Raw genomic sequence first — 19,309 nt, forward strand, 5'->3', positions numbered from 1 at the left:
TCCACGGTGCCGACCGTGATCGCGGATCCACGGTGCCGGCCGTGGTCGCGGATCCACGGTGCCGGCCGTGGTCGCGGATCCACGGTGCCGGCCGTGGTCGCGGATCCACGGTGCCGGCCGTGGTCGCGGATCGGACGGACGGTGGGCGGGCGGGTCGGACGACCGGACAGGACCGGGTGGGGCGGATCACCGCAGGTGGGGTGGCGGCGGTAGCGTTGCGCCTCATCATGCCCGCCGGTACGCGAAACCGGTGCGGCGCCGGGATCGTACGGAGGATGCCGCATGTCCACCAGCGAGGAACCGCTCCCCGGTCGCGACGACGTCCGCGCCCGGCCGAACTTCGAGCTCACGCTGCGCGGCTACGACAAACGGCAGGTGGACCGGTACATCGGGCAGACGGAGAACCGACTGTCCACCGTCACCACCGAGCGGGAGCGGGCGCTCGGGCAGGTGCGGACGCTCACCACGCGGGTGCGGGAGCTGACCGGGCAGGTCGACGCGCTCCAGGTGGAGCTGGCCGAGGTGCGGCAACGCCCGGCCCGGGCGGATCGGGCCTCGTTCCGGGACCTCGGTCCCTTCGTGGACGACATCATCGCGCTCTCCGAGAAGCAGGCGGGTCTGATCACCGAGACCGCGGCACACCGGGCGGCCGATCTGCAGGCCGAGGCGGAGGCGGCGCTGGCCGCGGCCCGGGAGCGCGCGGCGGAGACCCTGCGCGAGCTGGAGGACGAGCTTGCGGCGCGGCGCGCCGAGCAGGAGAAGGAGCACGCGGAGAACCGGGAGCGGGCCGAGGCCGAGTTGACCCGGGTACGGGAGCGGATGGAGAAGCTGCGGGCCGACGGTGAGGCCGCGCACGAGGCCGCGCAGGAGGAGGCCAAGCGGATCAGCGCGGCCAGCGCCGAGCAGATCGAGCAGGCCCGCGCCGCCGCGGAGGGAATGATCAAGGCGGCCCGTGGCCAGATCCAGCAGGAGACGCAGGCGGCTCGCGACAAGAGTCAGCAGGACCTGGCCCAGTGGCAGGCCACCGTCGAGCGGGAGATCAACGAACGGCGGACCGCCGCCGAGCAGTACCTGGCCGACCACCGGGCGGCGGCCGAACGGGAACTCGCCAGCCAGCGGATCGCGGCCGAGCAGAAGACCGGCTCGCTGATCGCGGAGGCGCAACGGTACTCGGCCGAGGTACGCCAGCGCGCCGAGGAGCAGGTGGCCACCCATCAGGAGGAGCTGGCCATCCTGGAGCGGGACGTCGCGGACCGGCAGCAGGCGCTGTCGACGCTACAGGCCGAGCTGGACACCGCCCGGACCGAGTTGGACCGGTGCCGCCAGGAGAGCGCCGCGACGGAACGGGCCCTCGGCCAGGCCGAGCAGCGCCTCGACGACGTGCGGCAGCAGCTCGCCGTCGAGGTGGAACGGTTGGACGAGGCCCGACGGGCGGCGGACTTCGCCGAGCAGCACGCGAAGGACGTGCGGGCCCGGGTGCAGCGGGAGGCGAAGCGGGTGGCCGACCTGGCCGCCGCGGCGGTGATGGCGGCCGCCGCCGGTGGGTCGGAGACGGCCGAGTATCCGATGCTGACCGCCCGGTCGGACCGGACCGGGCCGCGGCACGCCGGGCAGGACCGGACCCTCGGTGCCGGCGCGCCGGACCGCACCATCGATGGCACCGGACCCGGCCGCACCGTCGATGCCGGACCCGGCCGGACCATCGGGGACGGCGTGCCGGAACGCACCATCGATGGCACCGGACCCGACCGGACCACCGACAACGGCCGGTCCGACCGGACCATCGGTGACAGCATGCCGGACCGGCCAGTCGGCGCCGGTGGATCGGTGGGGCCGACCGCCTTCGACCGGACCGCCGCTCAGCCGATGGCGTCGGCCACCGACCCGGATCCGTTCGTTACCGGCTCCTTCACCACCAACGGCGGCACGGCGGAGCGCAGCGGCAGTCACCGGGCGGCAGCGGAACGGCTGGCCGGATGGTCCGGGTCCTTCGGCGGGTACCGGTCCGGCATCGAGGCACCGGCCGCGTATCCGGGGCCGGGGGCCGACCAGCCGGTGACCGATGCCGACCGGCCGGAGTTCGAGCCCGGCGACCAGGATCCGACCGGCGCCCTGCCGGCCGTCCTGGCGGAGGATCCGGAACGCCCGGTGGACATCCCGGAGCGCCCCGTCGACGACGGCCGGGAGGCGAGTGAGCCGACGGTCGGACAGGCGGTGCCGACGGCCTGAGCGGGGGTGGTGCCGGCTCGGCCGCGCCACGAGCCCTTCGGGGCGCGCGTCGCCCCGGGCTCCTGGACCGGCTTGCGAGGCATATCGTCGGGTCATGGCCCGTCAGTCCGCCGCCCGGCTGTTCGATCAGATCAGTGCCCCGATCCCGCCGGGACCGCCGGCGATCACCCTCGGCCGGGCCGTCGTCCTCGGCGGCAGCGTCGCCGGGTTGCTCGCCGCCCGGGTCCTCGCCGGGCACGCCGAGCAGGTCCTGGTCATCGACCGGGACGACCTCGATCCGGCCGTCGGCGCCCGCGCGGGTGTGCCGCAGGGCAGTCAGGTGCATGTCCTGCTCCCGGTCGGGCTGATCCAGTTGGATCGGTGGTTCCCGGGATTCACCCGGGACGCGCTGTCGGCCGGGGCGTGTCTGGTGACCGCCGACACCCGCCGGACGTACGTCGACGGCCGACTCAAGGTACGCGGCTCCGAGGTGGACATGATCTCGGCGACCCGGCCGTTCCTGGAGGGTCTGATCCTGCGACGCACGCGGGAGTGGCCCAACGTGAAGGTGCTCCGGGGCCGGGTGCTCGGCCTGGACAGTGACGACCGCGCGGTCACCGGCGTCCGGTACGAGACCGCCGCCGGCGTCCACACCGAACCGGCTGATCTGGTGGTGGACGCGCTCGGCCGGTCCAGCCGGGTGGGTGACTGGTTGGAGCGCGCCGGTTGGGAACGCCCACCGCTGCGCCGCATGGTCATCAATCTCAACTACGCGACGGCGATGTTCCGACGGTCCGTCGCGGACCCGGTACCCAACGCGGTGCTGGCCGGTTGCTCGCCGCGGGCCGCCGGGGACGCGGCCGGTGCCGCCCTGTCCGCGGTCGAGGAGGACCGGTGGATGGTGCTGCTGGCCGGCTACGGCGACTACCGCCCCGGACGGACCGTGGCGGATCTGCGCGAGCGCTGCCGGTCGGACTTCCCGGCCGAGTTCGCGGCGGCTGTCGAGGGCGAGCCGCTCGGCGAGGTCCGCACCTACCACCAGGCCGACAGCCGACGCCGCGACTACCACCTGCTCGACCGCCTGCCGGCCGGCCTGGTCGCCGTGGGTGACGCGGTGTCCTCGTTCAACCCGATCTACGGCCAGGGCATGGCGTCCGCCACCCTGCATGCCTCCTGCCTGTCGGCGTACCTGCGGTCGGCGCCCGACCCGCGCCGACCGGCCCGGGACTTCTTCGCGCTGCAACGGGTGGTCGTCGACGCGGCCTGGGGCACCTCCACCTCCGCCGATCTGGACCGTCCGTCGGTCGAGGCGCCACGTCCGCGCGGCCACCGGCTCACCAGCTGGGTCGGCCGGCAGATCAGCGCCGCGTCGATCACCGACCGGACCGTCGCGCTCCGGTTCGACGAGGTCGTCCAGATGCTCCGACACCCCCGCGCGCTCACCACCCCGGGCATCCTGTACCGCTCGCTGCTGGCCGCCTGGCGCGACCGCGCCCACCGGCCGTAGGCGCCCCGAGGCGCGGCACGGATACGTCAGGAGCGCGCCGGGACGCCCGTACCCAGCCGGGCCAGGAACTGCCGGTTGGTGCCGGTCGAGGTGAGCTGCCGCAACAGCTGATCGATCCCCTGCTGCCGGTCCAGTGTGGACAGTGCCGCGCGCAGCGCGCGGACCCGACCCAGTTCGGCCGGCGTCATCAGCGCCTCCTCCCGGCGAGTGCCCGACCCGCGCAGGTCGACCGCCGGAAAGGTCCGCCGCTCGGCCAGCGCCCGGTCCAGCCGCAACTCGGCGTTGCCCGTGCTCTTGAACTCCTCGAAGATCAGCGTGTCGGCGGCCGACCCGGTGTCCACCAGCACGCTGGCGATCACCGTCAGCGAACCGCCGTGCTCGATGTTGCGGGCCGCCGCGAGCAGCTGCTTGGGTGGGTTCAGCGCGCTGACGTCGACACCACCGGACAGGGTCCGACCGCCGGTGCGCGCCGTGAGGTTGTAGGCGCGGCCCAGTCGGGTGAGCGAGTCCAGCAGCACGACCACGTCCCGGCCGGCCTCGACCAGCCGCTTGGCCCGCTCGATCGCCAGCTCCGCCACCGTCGTGTGGTCCTGTGGCGGCCGATCGAAGGTGGCCGCGATCACCTCACCGGTCACCGACCGCTGCATGTCGGTGACCTCCTCGGGCCGCTCGTCCACGAGCAGCACCATCAGGTGGACCTCCGGATGGTTCCGGGTGATCGCGGCGGCGAGCGCCTGCAGGACCATGGTCTTGCCCGCCTTCGGCGGCGACACGACGAGCGCCCGCTGCCCCTTGCCGATGGGGGTGACCAGGTCGATGACCCGGGTGGTGAGCAGGTGCGGATCCGTCTCCAGCCGCAGCCGCTCACGCGGGTAGATCGGGGTGAGCTGGTGGAAGTCGGGCCGGCGGGCGGCCGCGGCCGGATCCCCGCCGTTCACCGTGTCCAACCGGGCCAGGGTGAGACGGCTCCGCCGCGGGCCGACCGTCTCGCGGGCGACGCCGCTGACGAGGTCGCCCCGGCGCAGGCCGTGCCGGTTCAGCAGCGCCGTCGGCACGCTGACGTCGCCGGCCGTCGGCAGGAAGTCCGGCGGCCGGATGGTGGCCCGGTTGTCCTGGATGTCGAGCACACCCTCGACGGGTGTCTGCGCCGGGTCGGTTCGGGTCATGGACTGCCTCTCGACGGGTCGTCCGACCCGTGCCGGGGCACGGGGCGGGACGACGGCGAAGCCACGGCCGGCGTCGGCGACGCGGCGATGGCGATGATGTCCGGGACCGGCGCCGAGCGTACTCGGAAGGGCCGGGTGGAGGGGGAATCTGGACTCCGGGTGGCGCGGCGCGCCGGCATCCGGGTCAGGTGCAGGGTAACCCGTCGGAAGGCGTCGGGCAAGCACCTCGGGCCGGCGGGTTCGTGACGAGCACCGCTCCCGGGCTACGCTGACGTGATGGACCTCCTGGTCGGGCTCCTGTTCGTGGTCGGTCTCGGCGCCGTCCTGGCCGCCTTCGTCTGGCTGGCCCGGCGGGTGCGCCGAGCTGGGCTCGGCGGCGGGCTGATGGGTCCGTTCGACGAGATGTGGAATCCCGGTGCGCACCGGTTCCAGCGGGAGATCGAGGTACACGAGCAGCGTCTGGTGCCACTGCCGTCGGCCGACGACCGGCCGGGCGGCGGCCCGCCGGGGGGTACGACCGACCGGGGTGGCACTCGACGGACCCGGTGAGTTCAGGCCGGCGGGCACCGCACGCGGATCAGCTCGATCGTGGTCGGCGGATCCGGTCAGAGCGCGTCAGGGTGGACCAGCGCCGGATGCCGTACGCCCGGACCGGCGTGCCAGGCCGGCGTGTCCGGATCCCGGGTGGTGTCGATCCGCAGCTTCGACCACTCGTCGAGGGCCGGTAGCGCGTCGGGATCGAACCAGCCGACCTCGGTGGACTCGTCACCGTCGGCCCGCGGCTCGCCGCCGACCGCCCGGCACCGGAACCACACGTTCAGGTACTCGCACCGGTCCCCGTTGGGGTAGACCACCGGATGCGTGGCCACCCCGCCGACCCGCTCGATCTCGATCCGTACCCCGGTTTCCTCGAAGACCTCGCGCACGACGGCGTCCGCCGGCTGCTCCCCCGGGTCCACCACGCCGGCCGGCAGCGACCAGCGGCCGTTGTCGCCGCGCCGGGCGAGCAGGATCTGCCCGGCGTCGTTGCGGACCACGCCGGTGACGCCCGGCAGGAGCAGCAGGTCCGTGCCGACGTACCGGCGCAGGCGAGCTATGTACGACGAGACGGCCACCACCCGACCCTACCCAGGGCGGCGGTCGGGCCCGGCAAGCCATTGTCGAGATCTTGGAATTCCGCTACCCCCCGCGGGGTGACGGAATTCCAAGATCTGCCCGTCGATCTGCGGTCGTCGTTGATCTGACCAGGCGAAATGCTTGTTTGGGCCGGGGCGGCGGGATGACGCTGTCGGGGTGACGCCCGCCCGGGCGCACCCCGAGGGGGGCCGGTCATGCCTGGTCACTTCACCCATATCTACACGGCGCGCCGGGTGGCCGATCTGCTCGCCAGCGGCGCCTTCACCGACTGGCCCGACCTGGGCGACGGCGGGGACGCGGTGGCCGGGTACGACCCGGTCTTCTGCGGCGAGGTGATGCGCAAGTGGGAGAAATTCACCGCCGTCGGCGCGATCGGCCCGGACCTGTTCTTCTTCTCCCAGGACTGGAGCAACGACCTGCTGGGGCCCCGGTCCGACGACATCATGCTGGCCCTGGCCGTCTTCTACTTCTTCGACCTGGCGAAGGAGAACGACTGGGAGCCGCTGCTGGTGATCCTGGAGGACGTCGACACCACGCTGACGGCGATCATCCGGTTCCTCATCAAGCTCCAGCGGGTCTGGGACGACTTCGTCGAGGTGTGGGACGCGACCGTCGGTCCGCTGGTCGACGCCACATCGGAACTGCTGGACGACCTGACCGGCGGGGTGCTCAACGAACTGCGCACCGGACTGCAACAGCTGCTCGACGCCATCGAGACCATCGGCGTGCAGGAGCTGACCACCTTCGCCGACCTGTGGGGCGCGATGAACACCGTGGTGGCGAAGGGCTTCCCCGAGGAGTCGTTCCTGTGGAGCGACATGACCCACTATCGGCGCACGTCGGCGCTGTGCCAGGCGCTGGTCCGGCAGGCCGAGGCGCAGCGCGACGACAGCGACGCCGGCCAGGAACGCTTCGAGCAGTTCCTCGCGTACGCGCTGGGTTACATCACGCACGTCGGTACGGACACCATCGCCCACTCGTTCGTGAACGAGCAGTGCGGCGGCCCGTACCGGGACCACCCGACCCGGCACCACCTGATCGAGAACCACATCGACGCCTGGAACTACGCGCAGAGCGGTCCGGGTGGGACGATCCCCACCGACCCGTGGGGCCGGACCGACGACTATCCGGAGGTCTCGTCGTCGGCGCTGTGGTTCGCCGTGCAGCTGACCCCCGACGACCCACAGGGTGAGCAGCGCCCGGCGCCGCTGTCCGACGACCCGCAGATCCGCAAGGAACAGCTCGACGTCGACGGTGAGCTACCGATGTGGATGGCCGAGGCGATCGTCGCGGCACTCATCGACACGTTCCAGGACCACCCGCATCCCCGGATCTACCAGGGCACGGCGTACCAGCAGCAGATCGATCGGGGGAAGCTGGCCTCCGTCGTGCGGTCGGTGACCGGGCACGGCCTGGACCGGCCGTTCCAGGAGTTGCTGGACGCGATCGCACCGCCACCGCCGTTCGGCGTGCCGAAGGGTTTCCCGCTGCCCTGGGAAGTGGCGACCGCGTACCGGCTGATGATCACGCTCTACAAGCTGAACTTCAACGGTGGCTGGGAACTGCCCAAGCCGCGCGTGCCGGACGTGGTGATCCTGCCCCCGCAGTCGGACTTCACCAACCTGTTCCAGCCGCCGGACTTCTCCGGGGTGGACGGCGACAATCCCGTCGAGGACGCCTGCGACGTCTTCGTCGCGCTGGTGCAGTGGCTGGTCAAGGAGATCGCCGCGACCATCAAGCTGATCGGTGACCTGATCAAGGCCGGTCTGAGCCCGATCACCTACGGGGTACGGGTGGCGCTGCACGAGATCGCCATGAAGATCTGGGACGTCGCGACCAGGACCCACGAGGTCATGGCGCACACCGGGATCCTGATGCCGCACGCCGAGCAGCGGTACGCCGACAACGGCGAGCTGAAATGGCCGAACGAGATCGACCTGCCGCTGATCACCCTCGGTGGCACCGTCGACAGCGCCTTCCGGCAGGCCCTGGCCGACGCCATCGACCCGTTCGGCAACCTCGACACCGACCAGTCGGTGGTGATCGGCCACTCGGTGCGGGACCCGAACTACCCGTACTACCCCGTGCTGCGGTACCACGCGGACGGCCGTACCCCGCAGGACTGGGAGTTCCGCCGGCCGTGGGCGTACCCGCGGTTCAGCGAGTTCGAGCAGGACGGGCAGGACGCCCTCGGCCCGACACCGACCGAGACGTACGACCCGCACGCGTGCGACCCCGACGGGCCGGCGGGGGCGTACAAGCCGATGCGGCCGGGTCCCTATCCCGAGGGGACCACGCCGGATCAGGTGTTCTTCCGCACCGACGCACCGGTCGACCCGCAGGCACGGTTGGGCTACGAGTCGGCGCAGAGCCCGTGGCAGACCGACCGGATCAACGAGGAGTTGATCGGCCGGGACGAGCGGCGGGTGAGTCCGTTGGGCGACCCGGTGCCGTTCTCCGCCTACCTGATCGGGCGGCTGGTCAACCCCACGGACTACGCGACCCAGTTCAACCTGGACGCCGACCGTGGTTACGCCTACCTGACCTGGGACTGGATCCGGGGCGACCAGATCGGCCGGACGGATCTGGACCAGCCGTACGCGCTGCCGGTGGCGGCTCCGTGGCGGGACACCGCGCGCTGGCGGCAGGGCGCCGAACCCATGCGGTTGACGTACGTCGACCCGCCACCGCCGCCGGTGATCATCGAGATCGGCGCCGGGGACGGGACGCCGGCCGACCGACCGGCGGACAGGACCGCCGAGGAACCGCCCGGAGGTGTGGCATGACCGACAACTGGAGCGCCGCGGCGGCCCGATGGGGTACCCGCTCCCCCGTGGTGGCGGCCGGCTCGGCGGGTCGGGACTGCCCCGACCCGGCCGGCGCCGACGGCGGTGGCGGCACGGCGGGCGGCGCTGGGTCACCGGGCGGCGGGTCACCGGACGGCGGAGCGCAGGGCGGCGGGTCCCCCGGCGGGGGCGGGTCGCAGGGCGGCGGCGGCTCCTGCCGCTGCCGACCGCACGACGGGGCGCCCCGGCACGGCTGTCCGGACTGCGGCCCGGACGCCACCCAGATCCCGTGCCGGTGTGTCGACGGGGACGGTTGCGACCGCCGGCACCACCAGGATCGCCGATGCGGTTGCGACTGCCGGCACCACCACGACCGCCAGTGCCACCACGACCGCCAGTGCCACCACGACCGCCGGTGCGGCTGCCCCGAACAGCCCGGCGGTTCCGGCGGTACGCCGGCCCCCGGCAGCACCCTGGGGTGGAAGAACCCGAACCGCCCGGCCCGGCACTACGGCACCACCACCGGCCGGGTTCCCGGGGGGCAACTCGATCCGTGCGACTTCAGCACCCCGCCCTGGAACAGCTGGCCGGGACCGCGCGGAGACCTGTTCCTGCCGTACCTGTTTCTCCGGGCCAACGCCGGCGACCTGGGCGCCCGGCCGGTGGTCGGGCCGTTCTGGGAAAGTCCCGACATCCTGCTGCTGGCCGACACCGATCCGGCGGTCGCCCCGCCCGTCCCGCCGCAACTCGGCCAGACCGCGTCCGCCGGGCGACCGAACACGCTGTACGCGCACGTCTGGAACTTCGGTCTGGCGGCGGCGCCCAACGTGGTCGTCGAGTTCTACTGGTGCGACCCGTCGCTTGGCATCGGTCCGACCGGTGCGCATCTGATCGGCCACACCGTGGTCTCGCTCGGGGCGCGCGGCAGCGGCCGTTCGCACGCCGTGGTGAAGTGCCCGACCGCCTGGGTGCCCACCTTCGTCAATGGCGGGCACGAGTGCCTGCTGGTCCGCGCGTGGGACGAGACGAGCGACGGACTCGGCACGCCGCAGTGGGACGCCGCGCTGAACCGGCACATCGGACAGCGCAACATCCACGTTGTCGCCGCGGGCGCCGCCGGGACCCGGGCCGGTGCTCTGCTGCTGCCCGCCCCGGCCGCACCGCTGACGCTGAAGGTGGGTCCGCTGTACGGCGAGTCCGCCCAGTTGCGGGTGGACCGGGCCGCGCCGCACGAGATGCCCTGGCTGCAACTGCGTACCGGCGGCCGGGGCCGCTTTCCGGCCCAGGCCATGGCGACCGGCGACGTGTCGTTGTCGCCCCCCACGGCGATCGGCGGCGGTCCGTCCGCGGGCGGCGCCGACGGACCGGCCCAGCAGGTCGTCGGGGACGATCAGCAGGTCGCCTTCAGCACCGGCGACGCCCTGCCGGCACCTGGTGCGGCACACGTGTACCGGGTGACAGCCAGCCAGCAGGGTCAGGTCTTCGGCGGCTACACCGTGATCCTGCTCGGATAGGAGCCGCCCCGGGCCCCGCCGGATCGGCGGAGTGCCCGGGGCGGAACCGTTACGGCGGTACGGTGCCGAACCTGACCAACGGCCGTTCAGCCCAGCCCCGGCCGGACGGCGAAGGTGGCCGCCGCGCGGGTCGCGGCGGAGCCGTCGATCGGGTCGAGGTAGATCCGCTGCTCGCGGTGCCGCAGGTAGCGGTCGGGGAAGTTGAGGGACCGGAACGAGGTGTGCTGGCCGCTCAGCCCGGTGACCGGGCAGAAGGTGGCGTCCGCCGCGAACAGTCCCGAGCCGTCGCGCTGGTGCAGGAGGAGCTGGAAGTTCTGGTGCCGCAGGAAGTATCCGGGGAAGTTGACCGACTCGAAGGACACGCACCGCGGATCGGCCAGGCCGGCCCGGACGGCGAAGGTCGAGTCGGCGCGGTCCGCCACGCCGCTGGTCGGTCCGATCGCGTCGACCCGTCCGACGAAGTCGCGGTGCCGGACCCGAAGTCCGGGCTGGCTGGCCGGCGCGAGCCCGACCCGGGTTCCGACGGTCAATCCGGTGTCCACGGTGGGCGGCTCGGTGCGGGTCTGGTGCGGGGCCGGCGGTGGCACCCGGACCGGATCGCTCAACGGGTTCCTCGGTACGGCGCGGCCCGCCGTGCGGAGCGGGCCGGTCGCGGGGTCGGCCGACCCGGACGGCGCCGGGTCCGACGGGGAACCCGGAGCACCGTTCTGGTTCTCGCTCACCGCCGCCGCCGACGGTCCCACGGCGGGGACGGCGGGAGCGTCCCCGAACAGCGGCCCGGCTCCGTCCCGCCGGCCGATCCCGGCGGTGACCAGGACCACCAGTGACAGCGCGACCAGGCCGGCGAGGGCGATGGGCCGGCGGGTCGGCGCGGTGGCCGGGCCGACCGCGAACAGGTCGATGGGAGGTGCTCCGGTCGACCGACCGGACGTGGACCGGGCCGGTGGGTCGGTCACCGGCTGCGGTTTCAGGTGTCGACCCGGTGGGTCGTACGAGGGCAGCCACCCGCCGACGCGCAGACTGTTGTCACTGACGTCGTCATCGGACATTTGCTTCCCCATCCCCGGTTACCCGGCCATGGCCCACCCGCAGATGTGGGATTGTGACACTTGGATGACCGAAAAGCACCCCCCTGCTCCCCCCTTCGGCGGGCGGCGGATCCGGACCTGCCGCAGACTTCGCCCGGGTCGGCGACCACAATGGCACCATGACCCTGAGCCGGATCGGGCTGGTGATCCACGGCGGCAAGCCACGCGCCGTCGAGACCGCGACGGTGATCGCGAACTGGGCGGCCGATCGGCAGGTCCGGACCGTTCGGTTGGACGTGTGGAGCGACAGCGCCCGTCGACGGCACGCCCGGGAGGAGGCGGCCGCAGCCGGTGCGCTGGATCTGATCGTCACCGTGGGTGGTGACGGCACATTCCTGCGTGGCATGCGGGTCGCCGCGGTCGCCGACGTTCCCGTGCTCGGCGTCGACGTGGGCCGGGTCGGCTTCCTCACCGAGATTCCCGCCGAGCGGGCGGTCGAGGCGATCCTGGCGTACGAGGAGGGCCGGGCGGTCATCGAACGGCGACTGACCCTCACCATGCGGGCCAGCCGGCCGATGGAGATGCCCGACGAGGTCGAGGCCCTGCTGCGGTACGGGCGGGGTCCGACGCTGCAGCCGCCACCGGTCCGCAACGGCAGCGCGGAGCACGTCGACTGGGGGGTCGGGCTGGACATCACCGCGCTCAACGACGTCGTCTTCGAGAAGCTGAGCCGGGACCGGCAGGCCAGCCTGGCCGTCTATCTCGACAGCCGGCGGTTCGCCTCGTACTCGGCCGACGCGCTGGTGGTGGCCACCCCGACCGGGTCGACCGCGTACTCCTTCGCGGCCGGTGGCCCGGTGGTGTCGCCGCGCGCGGCGGCCATCGTCGTGACACCGGTGGCCGCGCACATGGCCTTCGACCGCAGCCTGGTCCTGGCCGGTGACGAACCCGCGGCGGTACGGGTGCTCGACTACAGCGGCCGGGTGGCCGTGTCGGTGGACGGGCAGGTCCGCGGCGTGCTCGACCCGGGCGACTGGGTCACCGTGTACGCGGCGCCGCACCCGGCCCGGCTCGTCCGGCTGGCTGAGCCCGACTTCTTCGGCCGGGTGCGCGACCGGTTCCGGATCGCCGACGCCACCGCCGCCGCGGCCGACGGCACCGCGCCGGCGAGCTTCCGGCCCAGCCGACCGGTCCCGCCCTCCCTGGCCCACCTGCACCTGCGCGGCCCCGGCGAGCCGGGCGGCGACGGTTGAGCCGGGCGGCGACGGTTGACCGGGTGGCGACGGCTGAGCCGGTCCACCCGCCGTTGACACACCTCGATCGGACGCCAATACTACGCCCAAAGTAGTACGCCCGACGTAATAGCGGGGAGGCGTCGGTGGTGGGCCTGGCGGAACTCGGCCGGTTCTCCGAACCGGCTCTGCTGATCATGATCAGTCTGGCGGACGGCCCGGCTCACGGGTACGCCATCCAGCAGGACATCGCCGAGTTGACCCGGGAGCGACCCGGACCGGGCACGCTGTACGGCGCGATCCGCCGACTGGAGGACCGCGGCTACATCGAGGCCCTGCCGCCCGTGGATCGGCGCAAGCCGTACCGGCTGACCGACAGTGGCCGGGATGCGCTCGGCGTGGAGTTGCGGCGGATGCGCTCGATGGCCACCCGGGGCCTCACCCGCCTGGGGCTGGCCTGATGTCGCCGGGCGACCGGGCCAGGCTGATCCGGCTCGTGCTGGCGTTGTACCCGCGAGCGGTGCGGGACCGCTACGGCGAGGAGATCGAGCTGCTGCTGCACCGCTCGCCGCGACCGCTGCGCGACCTGGCCGACGTCGCCCGGTGCGCGCTGCATGAACGTCGAGTGGTCGAGACTCCCCGGCTCCGGTCGTACGCCCGCCGGTCGGCCGGGATCCTGGCCGTCCCGCCGCTGTTGGGCGCGGCCCTGCTCACCGTCGCCTCGGTCGGCGTGCTCACCGTGGCCACCGTCGCGGCCGACGCCAGCCAGTCGTTCGTCGGCGCCGTGGTGGCCCTGGCGGTCGTGCCGGTCAGCGGCGCGGCGGCCTGGCTGGGTCGACGGGCGAGCCACCGGGGGGGCCGGCCGGCGGCCGTTCCCGCCCTGCTCGCCCTCGGCGTCCTCGCGCTGTCCGCGCTGCCCCTCGTGGGTGCGGCGCTCGGGGCGGCCCGGGCCGCCGTCGCGACCGGAACGGCCGTGTGGTGTCTGCTGCTGACCGCGCTGGTCGGCGCCGTCCGGCGGTTCTCCCCCCGCGTGCCGTGGCCGGTCACCGCCGTGCTGGTGGCGCTGGCCGGGCTCGCCGTCCTGGACCTCAGTTTCGTGGCGTACGCGGGCGCCGAGCCGCCGTCCAACGTGCTCGTCGCGTCCTGTCGCTGGTATCCCACCGTGGTGACCGGGTACGACTTCGGTACGCCGCGCGTCGCCACCGAGCTGGCCGAGACGTTGAAGGGCCTGCCCGCGCTGCTGACCGCCTGCACCGCGTTCACCCTCGGCCGGGTCGCGTCGCCCGGCCACCTCCCCGGTCGGCCGGGGCGGGTCTCCCGCCGGTGACCGCCGCCGCGGCACCCGTGACGCAACGGTCGACCCCCACCGCCGTCCCGGCGTACCGGAGTCGAGCGTCCCGGCGTACTGGAGTCGAGCCTTGCCATCCGCGATCGATCTGTACCACTATCCCGAGTGACCCCGAATGCTTTCGAACGGACCGGAACACGGCGATGGGCGTCCTACCAGGACATTTGGCAGCACGTACCAGGAATTGGACACGAACCGGGAGTAGCGGCGGGGACGGCGTACGGTAGGGATGTCGGTCTTGGATCGGACGGGGAGGTATCCATGGACCGTGGCACGCGACGGCTCGGAGCGGGGGGTGGCGGGTGATCGGCGACTCCGCCGATCCGCCCGTGGCGGACGGATGTGCCACGCCGGCCGAGTTCGTCCGGGAGCTGCGATCGTTGCGGAAGTGGTCGGGGCGGTCCTTCCGCCAGCTCGCGGCCACGGCCCGCACCGTGGGCGACCAACTGCCGCCGAGCACGATGGCCACCATGCTGGCCCGGACCGGCCTGCCCCGCGAGGAACTGGTGGCCGCCTTCGTCCGCGCGTGCGGTCTGGACGACGCGGCGGTGGCCCGCTGGGTGGCCGCCCGCAAGCGCATCGCCGTCGGTCCCCCGGGTGCCGACCCGGACCCGCCCGCCGGTGTTCCGGGCGAGAGCCCCGAACCACCCGTCGGCGGCCCGGACCTGCCCGCGGGTGGACCCGACCTGCCCGCCGGTGACCCGCCCTGTCTGCTGCCGCCGGACCGGCCGTTGCTGGTTGGCCGCGCCACCGAGACCCGGACGGCCCGGCAGGCGTTGACCGGCGACCGCAGTCCACTGCCGACGGTGCTGGTCACCGGGCCGGCCGGGGTGGGGAAGACCAGCTTCGCGATCCGGGTCGGGCACGAGTGCGCGGCCCGGTTCCCGGACGGGCAGTTGTACGCGGAGTTGCACGGCGCCACGTCCCATCCGGCCAGCCCCAGTGAGGTGCTGGGCGGATTTCTCCGCGCGCTGGGTGTGCGTGGTGCGGCCGTACCGATGGATCCCACCAACCGGCTGCACCTGTACCGGACCCTGCTCGCCCGCCGCCGGGTGCTCGTGGTGCTCGACGACGCCGCCGACGCCGCGCAGGTCCGTGACCTGATGCCCAGCGGTCGGGACTGCGCGGCCGTCGTGACCAGCCGGACCAGGCTGGCCGACCTCGACGGGATCCGGCTGCCCATCGGCATGCTCTCCACCGACGAGGCCCTCGAACTGCTCGACGCGGCGGTCGGCGACGCCCGGGTACGCGCCGAGCCGGACCGGGCCCGGGCCATCGTCGACCGGTGCGGTCGGCTGCCCCTGGCGGTCTGGGTGGCCGGTGCCCGGCTGGCGAGCCGGCCACACCGGTCGCTCGCGACGCTGGCCCAGGCGCTGGCCGACGAGCGGCGCCGGTTGGACGAGCTGGCGGTCGGTGACGTGGCGGTACGGGCCAGCCTGGAGTTGACGTACCACGGGCTGCGCCCGGAGGTGCGGCGCGCGCTGCGCTGGCTCGGGTTGATCCGGGCCGACAGCTTCGGGTCCTGGGCCCTGGCCGCCCTGCTGGACGCCGATACCGCGCACGCCGACCGACTGCTGGACGAGCTGGTCGAGGTGCACCTCGTCCACGCCACCGCCGTCGGTCGGACCGGCGTACGGTACCGGCTGCACGACCTCGTCCGGGTCTTCGCGCAGGAACGCGCCGCCGCGGACGAGCCGACGACGGTCGTCGTCGCCGGGCTACGCCGGATGTTGGGCGCGTGCCTCGACCTGGCGCAGGAGGCCGACGCACGGCTGAGCGCCGACTTCCAGGGCGTGGTGGCCCGGGACCGGCAGCACTGGGCGCTGGGCACGGCCGACCGGGCGACCCTGCTGGCCGACCCGCTCGACTGGTTCGACCGGGAGCGCGGTTTCCTGGTCAGCACCGTCGAACAGGGTCTGGACGGCGACGCGACGGAGCTGGCCTGCTCGCTGGCCGCCGCGATGACCACCGGGCTACAGGTACGCAGCGAGTTCGACGTGTGGCGACGGTTGCAGAGCCGGGCGCTCGCCGCGGCCGGAGGCCCGCACGCCGGCGGGTCCGTGGCGGTCAAGCTGCACCGCGGCCTCGGCGAGTTGGACACCATCCAGGACCGCTACGTCGACGCCGTCGGCCACTTCGAGGCGGCGCTGCGGGAGGATCCGGCCGACGAACCGGCGTACACGGCCGCCGCCACCGCCGGCCTGGCCTACGTGTGCCGGCTGCTCGGCCGGTACGGGCCCGCGCTCGCCCACTTCACCCGGTCCATCGAGCTGAGCCGCCGGAGCGACAACATGAACTGCCTGGTGTACGCGGTCAGCGGCATCGGGGTGATCCATCTGGAATGCGGCCGGCCCGCCACCGCGCACCAGCACTTCACCGAGGCGCTGCGGCGCAGCGAGGTGGCCAGGTACCGGCCGGGGCAGGCCCAGGCGTTGCGCTGCTTCGGTCAGTTGCACCGCGCCCAGGGTGACTTCGACCGGGCGGTCGAGAGGTTCACCGAGGCCCGGACGATCAGCACGGACATCGGGGACCGGCTCGCCGCCGTCCACGCCGCCTGCTGGCTCGGCGACGTCTACATCCGGCAGGACCGGCACCTGGAGGGTCGGCAGCTGCTCGTGGACAGCCTGCGGGTGTACCGCGAGTTCGGCAACGCCTGGGGAGAGGCCGCCGCGCTCGCCGGCCTGGCCAACGCCACGCTCCAGGACCGGCCGGACCAGGCGTGGGTCCGGGCCGCCCAGGCGGTGACGATCTGGCGGCGGATCGGCGCGCCCTACTGGCTGTCGTCCGCGCTGGACCTGTTGGCCACGGCCAGGCGGGCGGCCGGCGACCCGGCGGGCGCGGCGCGGACCGAGCGGGAGGCGGCGTCCCTGCGGGTCCGGCTCGACCGCGCCGATCCGCACCGCCACCGGCTGGCCGACCCCGGGCTGCCGTCACCGGCGCTCGGGCTGCGACCGACGAACCGTCCGGGGACCGGCGCGCTGCCCCGCGTCTGGTGAACCCGGCCGGCCGGCGCCCCTACCGGACCACCGTGTGGTGGACCTCCGCGTTCAGGACCCGGTCGTGGCCGACGTACCGGCGCGGGCCGGTGCGGGTGAACCCGAACCGGGCGTGGATGTCGGTGCTGGACCGGCCGACCCACAGCTCGACCGCGCCGGTGTCGACCAGCCGCCGCCCGGAGCGACCCGCGTACGAGGTCAGGTCGGCGTGCAGGGTGAACCGGACGCTCCGTCGTTCCCCCGGTGCCAGGTCCACCCGGGCGACGGCGACCAGCAGTTGCCGCGGCCGGGCCACCTCGGCGACCGGCTGGTGCAGGTAGACCTGGACCACCTCGCTCGTCGGGATGGCGGCGTCGTTGTGCAGGGTCACCGACAACTCGGCCGCCCCGTCGGTCGGCCACTGTTCCGGAGAGTCCCGCCGGACGTCGGCCCAGGTGACCCGGGCGTACGACAGGCCGTGCCCGAACGGGAACAGCGCGGTCGGGTCGACGGTGCTGACGTCGTTGCGTCCACCCAGCCGGGGTGCCAGATACGTCGCCGGCTGGTTGGCTCCGGTGCCGGGGAAGCCGACCGGCAGCCGGCCCGTCGGATCGACCCGACCGGACAGGATGTCGGCCAGCGCCGGGCCGCCCTCCTCACCCGGGAAGAAGCCGCACACCACGGCGGCCAGCCGGTCGACCTGCCGGCCCAGTTCGTACGGGCGGCCGACGAGCAGCACCAGCACCACCGGGGTGCCGGTGGCCAGCAGCGCCTCCAGCAGTTCCTCCTGGCGACCGGGTAGCCGCAGGTCGGTGGCGTCGCACCCCTCCCCCGACGTGCCACCGCCGAACAGGCCGGCGGCGTCGCCCAGCACCGCGACACACACGTCGGCCTCGGCCGCCAGCCGCGCCGCGTCGGCGATCCCCGCGTCGTCACCGCCGAGCACCGGGCAACCCGGCGCGTGGCGCAGGTCGTACCCGGCCGGGTCGGCCCGCAGCGCGTCCAGCACGGTCGGGATGTCCACCCCGGTGTCCAGGTCCGGGTGGTGGACGCCGACGTGCCGGGGAAACGAGTAGCAGCCGAGCATGGCGGCCGGGGTGTGCGCGTTGGGTCCGACGACGGCCACCCGCCGGCCGGGGGCCAGCGGCAGGGCCGGCGCGCCGTCCGGGCCGGTCGGCTCGTTGCGCAGCAGCACTATCGACCGCCGGGCCAGCCGGCCGGCGAGTTCCCGCGACGTCGGGTCGTCGAGCGCCGGTGCGGGCTCGTCGAGCAGCGGCGGGTCGGCCGACCAGTCCTCGTCCAGCAGGCCCAGGTCGCACTTCTGGGTGAGCACCCGGTGCAGCGCCCGGTCCACCAGCGCGGGATCCACCCGACCGGCCGCCAGCTCGGCCAGCAGCGGCTCGCCGTAGCAGTCGACGGCGGGCAGTTCGATGTCGACGCCGGCCGTCAGGGCGAGACCGGCCGCCGCGCCCCGGTCGCCCGCCACCCCGTGCAGTTCGTGCAGGAAGGCGATCGAGAAGTAGTCCGAAACGACGGTGCCGGTGAACCCGTACTCGTCCCGCAGCAGTGCGGTCAGCACGTCCGGGTCGGCGGCGGTCGGCACGCCGTCGAGGTCGCAGTAGCTGGCCATCACCGACCGGGCGCCGGCCCGCAGCGCCATCTCGAACGGCGGGAGCAGGATGTCCACGAGTTCACGCCGGCCGATCGAGACCGGGGCGAGGTTGCGACCGGCCCGGCCGGCGGAGTACCCGACGAAGTGCTTGAGCGTCGCCACCACGCCGGCCGACTCCAGCCCGCGCACGTACGCTCCGCCGATCGTGCCGACCAGGTACGGGTCCTCGCCGATGGTCTCCTCCACCCGCCCCCAGCGCAGGTCCCGGACCACGTCGAGCACCGGCGCGAGTCCCTGGTGCACGCCCAGCCGGCGCATCAGGCCGCCGATCCGGGCGCCCATCTGCGCCACCAGCTCCGGGTCGAAGCTGGCGCCCCAGCACAGCGGCGCGGGGTACGCGGTGGCCTGCCAGGCGGCCAGGCCGGTCAGGCACTCCTCGTGCACCTGGGCCGGTATGCCGAACCGGTTCGCCGCGACGATCTGGCGTTGCAGCGACGCCAACCGGCGGGCCCCCTCCACCGGCGCCACCGGCATGGTGCCGTACGCGCGGGTGATCTGCCCGATCCCGTGGCCCACCACGTCCTGCCAGTCGTTCAGCTGCTCCGAGCGCGCCTCCTGGTTCGGGGCCACCACGCCGCCGCCGGCGTCGACGTCGACCCACACCGCGTACAGCTGGGCGAGTTTCTCCCGGTCGGTCAGCCGCCCCATGAGGTCGGCCACCCGCTCGTCGGTGGTGAGGGTACGGTCGCGCCAGGTGCCGGCGGAGACGCTGCTGTCCAGGGACACAGTGGTAGTC

At 73.7% G+C, this 19,309-nt stretch carries 12 protein-coding genes and 1 pseudogene; 9 read left to right on the forward strand and 4 right to left on the reverse strand.

Annotation, left to right across the window (positions count from 1 at the left end; all coding sequences use genetic code 11):
* Positions 1-282 precede the first annotated feature (282 nt).
* Both ACXN5W_RS09540 and ACXN5W_RS09545 read left to right on the forward strand, forming a co-directional pair.
* Complete coding sequence (locus ACXN5W_RS09540) at positions 283-2,229, forward strand: hypothetical protein (RefSeq protein WP_473157817.1); 1,947 nt, start codon at positions 283-285, stop codon at positions 2,227-2,229.
* Between the two features lie 94 nt (positions 2,230-2,323).
* Positions 2,324-3,715 (forward strand): FAD-dependent oxidoreductase, encoded by a 1,392-nt coding sequence (locus tag ACXN5W_RS09545; RefSeq protein WP_473157818.1) that lies wholly within the window; start codon positions 2,324-2,326, stop codon positions 3,713-3,715.
* Positions 3,716-3,741: 26 nt separating this feature from the next.
* Here the strand turns inward: ACXN5W_RS09545 and rho are convergent.
* A pseudogene (rho, locus tag ACXN5W_RS09550) lies at positions 3,742-4,890 on the reverse strand (transcription termination factor Rho); the annotation flags it as partial.
* Positions 4,891-5,157: 267 nt separating this feature from the next.
* Here rho and ACXN5W_RS09555 point away from each other — a divergent pair.
* Positions 5,158-5,430 (forward strand): hypothetical protein, encoded by a 273-nt coding sequence (locus ACXN5W_RS09555; protein ID WP_473157819.1) that lies wholly within the window; start codon positions 5,158-5,160, stop codon positions 5,428-5,430.
* 56 nt (positions 5,431-5,486) lie between these two features.
* Here the strand turns inward: ACXN5W_RS09555 and ACXN5W_RS09560 are convergent, their stop codons facing one another.
* Positions 5,487-5,996, reverse strand: coding sequence for an NUDIX hydrolase (locus tag ACXN5W_RS09560; RefSeq protein ID WP_473157820.1), 510 nt, complete (start codon positions 5,994-5,996; stop codon positions 5,487-5,489).
* A gap of 216 nt (positions 5,997-6,212) precedes the next feature.
* Between ACXN5W_RS09560 and ACXN5W_RS09565 the strand changes: the two genes are divergently transcribed.
* The gene (locus tag ACXN5W_RS09565) at positions 6,213-8,804 is read left to right on the forward strand and encodes a zinc dependent phospholipase C family protein (protein ID WP_473157821.1); all 2,592 of its coding nucleotides are present in this window, start codon (positions 6,213-6,215) and stop codon (positions 8,802-8,804) included.
* A complete protein-coding gene (locus tag ACXN5W_RS09570) occupies positions 8,801-10,318 on the forward strand; it encodes a hypothetical protein (protein ID WP_473157822.1) in 1,518 nt (505 codons plus the stop codon). The genes ACXN5W_RS09565 and ACXN5W_RS09570 overlap by 4 nt, the downstream gene beginning before the upstream one ends.
* An 86-nt stretch (positions 10,319-10,404) precedes the next feature.
* Here ACXN5W_RS09570 and ACXN5W_RS09575 read toward each other — a convergent pair whose 3' ends face one another.
* Positions 10,405-11,367, reverse strand: a complete 963-nt coding sequence (locus ACXN5W_RS09575; protein WP_473157823.1) for an AbfB domain-containing protein — start codon at positions 11,365-11,367, stop codon at positions 10,405-10,407.
* A gap of 158 nt (positions 11,368-11,525) precedes the next feature.
* Here ACXN5W_RS09575 and ACXN5W_RS09580 point away from each other — a divergent pair, with 158 nt between their 5' ends.
* From ACXN5W_RS09580 to ACXN5W_RS09595, 4 genes are all read left to right on the forward strand, one after another.
* Positions 11,526-12,599 (forward strand): NAD(+)/NADH kinase, encoded by a 1,074-nt coding sequence (locus tag ACXN5W_RS09580; protein WP_473157824.1) that lies wholly within the window; start codon positions 11,526-11,528, stop codon positions 12,597-12,599.
* Positions 12,600-12,724: 125 nt separating this feature from the next.
* Positions 12,725-13,039, forward strand: a complete 315-nt coding sequence (locus ACXN5W_RS09585) for a PadR family transcriptional regulator (RefSeq protein WP_473157825.1) — start codon at positions 12,725-12,727, stop codon at positions 13,037-13,039.
* Positions 13,039-13,905, forward strand: a complete 867-nt coding sequence (locus ACXN5W_RS09590) for a hypothetical protein (protein WP_473157826.1) — start codon at positions 13,039-13,041, stop codon at positions 13,903-13,905. Before ACXN5W_RS09585 ends, ACXN5W_RS09590 begins: the two co-directional genes overlap by 1 nt.
* A 323-nt stretch (positions 13,906-14,228) precedes the next feature.
* Positions 14,229-16,922 (forward strand): ATP-binding protein, encoded by a 2,694-nt coding sequence (locus tag ACXN5W_RS09595; protein WP_473157827.1) that lies wholly within the window; start codon positions 14,229-14,231, stop codon positions 16,920-16,922.
* A 19-nt stretch (positions 16,923-16,941) separates the two neighbouring features.
* Here the strand turns inward: ACXN5W_RS09595 and ACXN5W_RS09600 are convergent, their stop codons facing one another.
* Entirely contained in the window at positions 16,942-19,299 is a 2,358-nt protein-coding gene (locus ACXN5W_RS09600; RefSeq protein WP_473157828.1) for a beta-glucosidase, read from the reverse strand.
* Positions 19,300-19,309 lie beyond the last annotated feature (10 nt).

The organism is Plantactinospora sp. A48, assembly GCF_055793945.1.

Coding starts and splice junctions, on each gene's coding strand:
- ACXN5W_RS09540 (WP_473157817.1), top strand. CDS start 283: ATGTCCACCAGCGAGGAACCGCTCCCCGGTCGCGACGACGTCCGCGCC.
- ACXN5W_RS09545 (WP_473157818.1), top strand. CDS start 2,324: ATGGCCCGTCAGTCCGCCGCCCGGCTGTTCGATCAGATCAGTGCCCCG.
- ACXN5W_RS09555 (WP_473157819.1), top strand. CDS start 5,158: ATGGACCTCCTGGTCGGGCTCCTGTTCGTGGTCGGTCTCGGCGCCGTC.
- ACXN5W_RS09565 (WP_473157821.1), top strand. CDS start 6,213: ATGCCTGGTCACTTCACCCATATCTACACGGCGCGCCGGGTGGCCGAT.
- ACXN5W_RS09570 (WP_473157822.1), top strand. CDS start 8,801: ATGACCGACAACTGGAGCGCCGCGGCGGCCCGATGGGGTACCCGCTCC.
- ACXN5W_RS09575 (WP_473157823.1), bottom strand. CDS start 11,367: ATGTCCGATGACGACGTCAGTGACAACAGTCTGCGCGTCGGCGGGTGG.
- ACXN5W_RS09580 (WP_473157824.1), top strand. CDS start 11,526: ATGACCCTGAGCCGGATCGGGCTGGTGATCCACGGCGGCAAGCCACGC.
- ACXN5W_RS09590 (WP_473157826.1), top strand. CDS start 13,039: ATGTCGCCGGGCGACCGGGCCAGGCTGATCCGGCTCGTGCTGGCGTTG.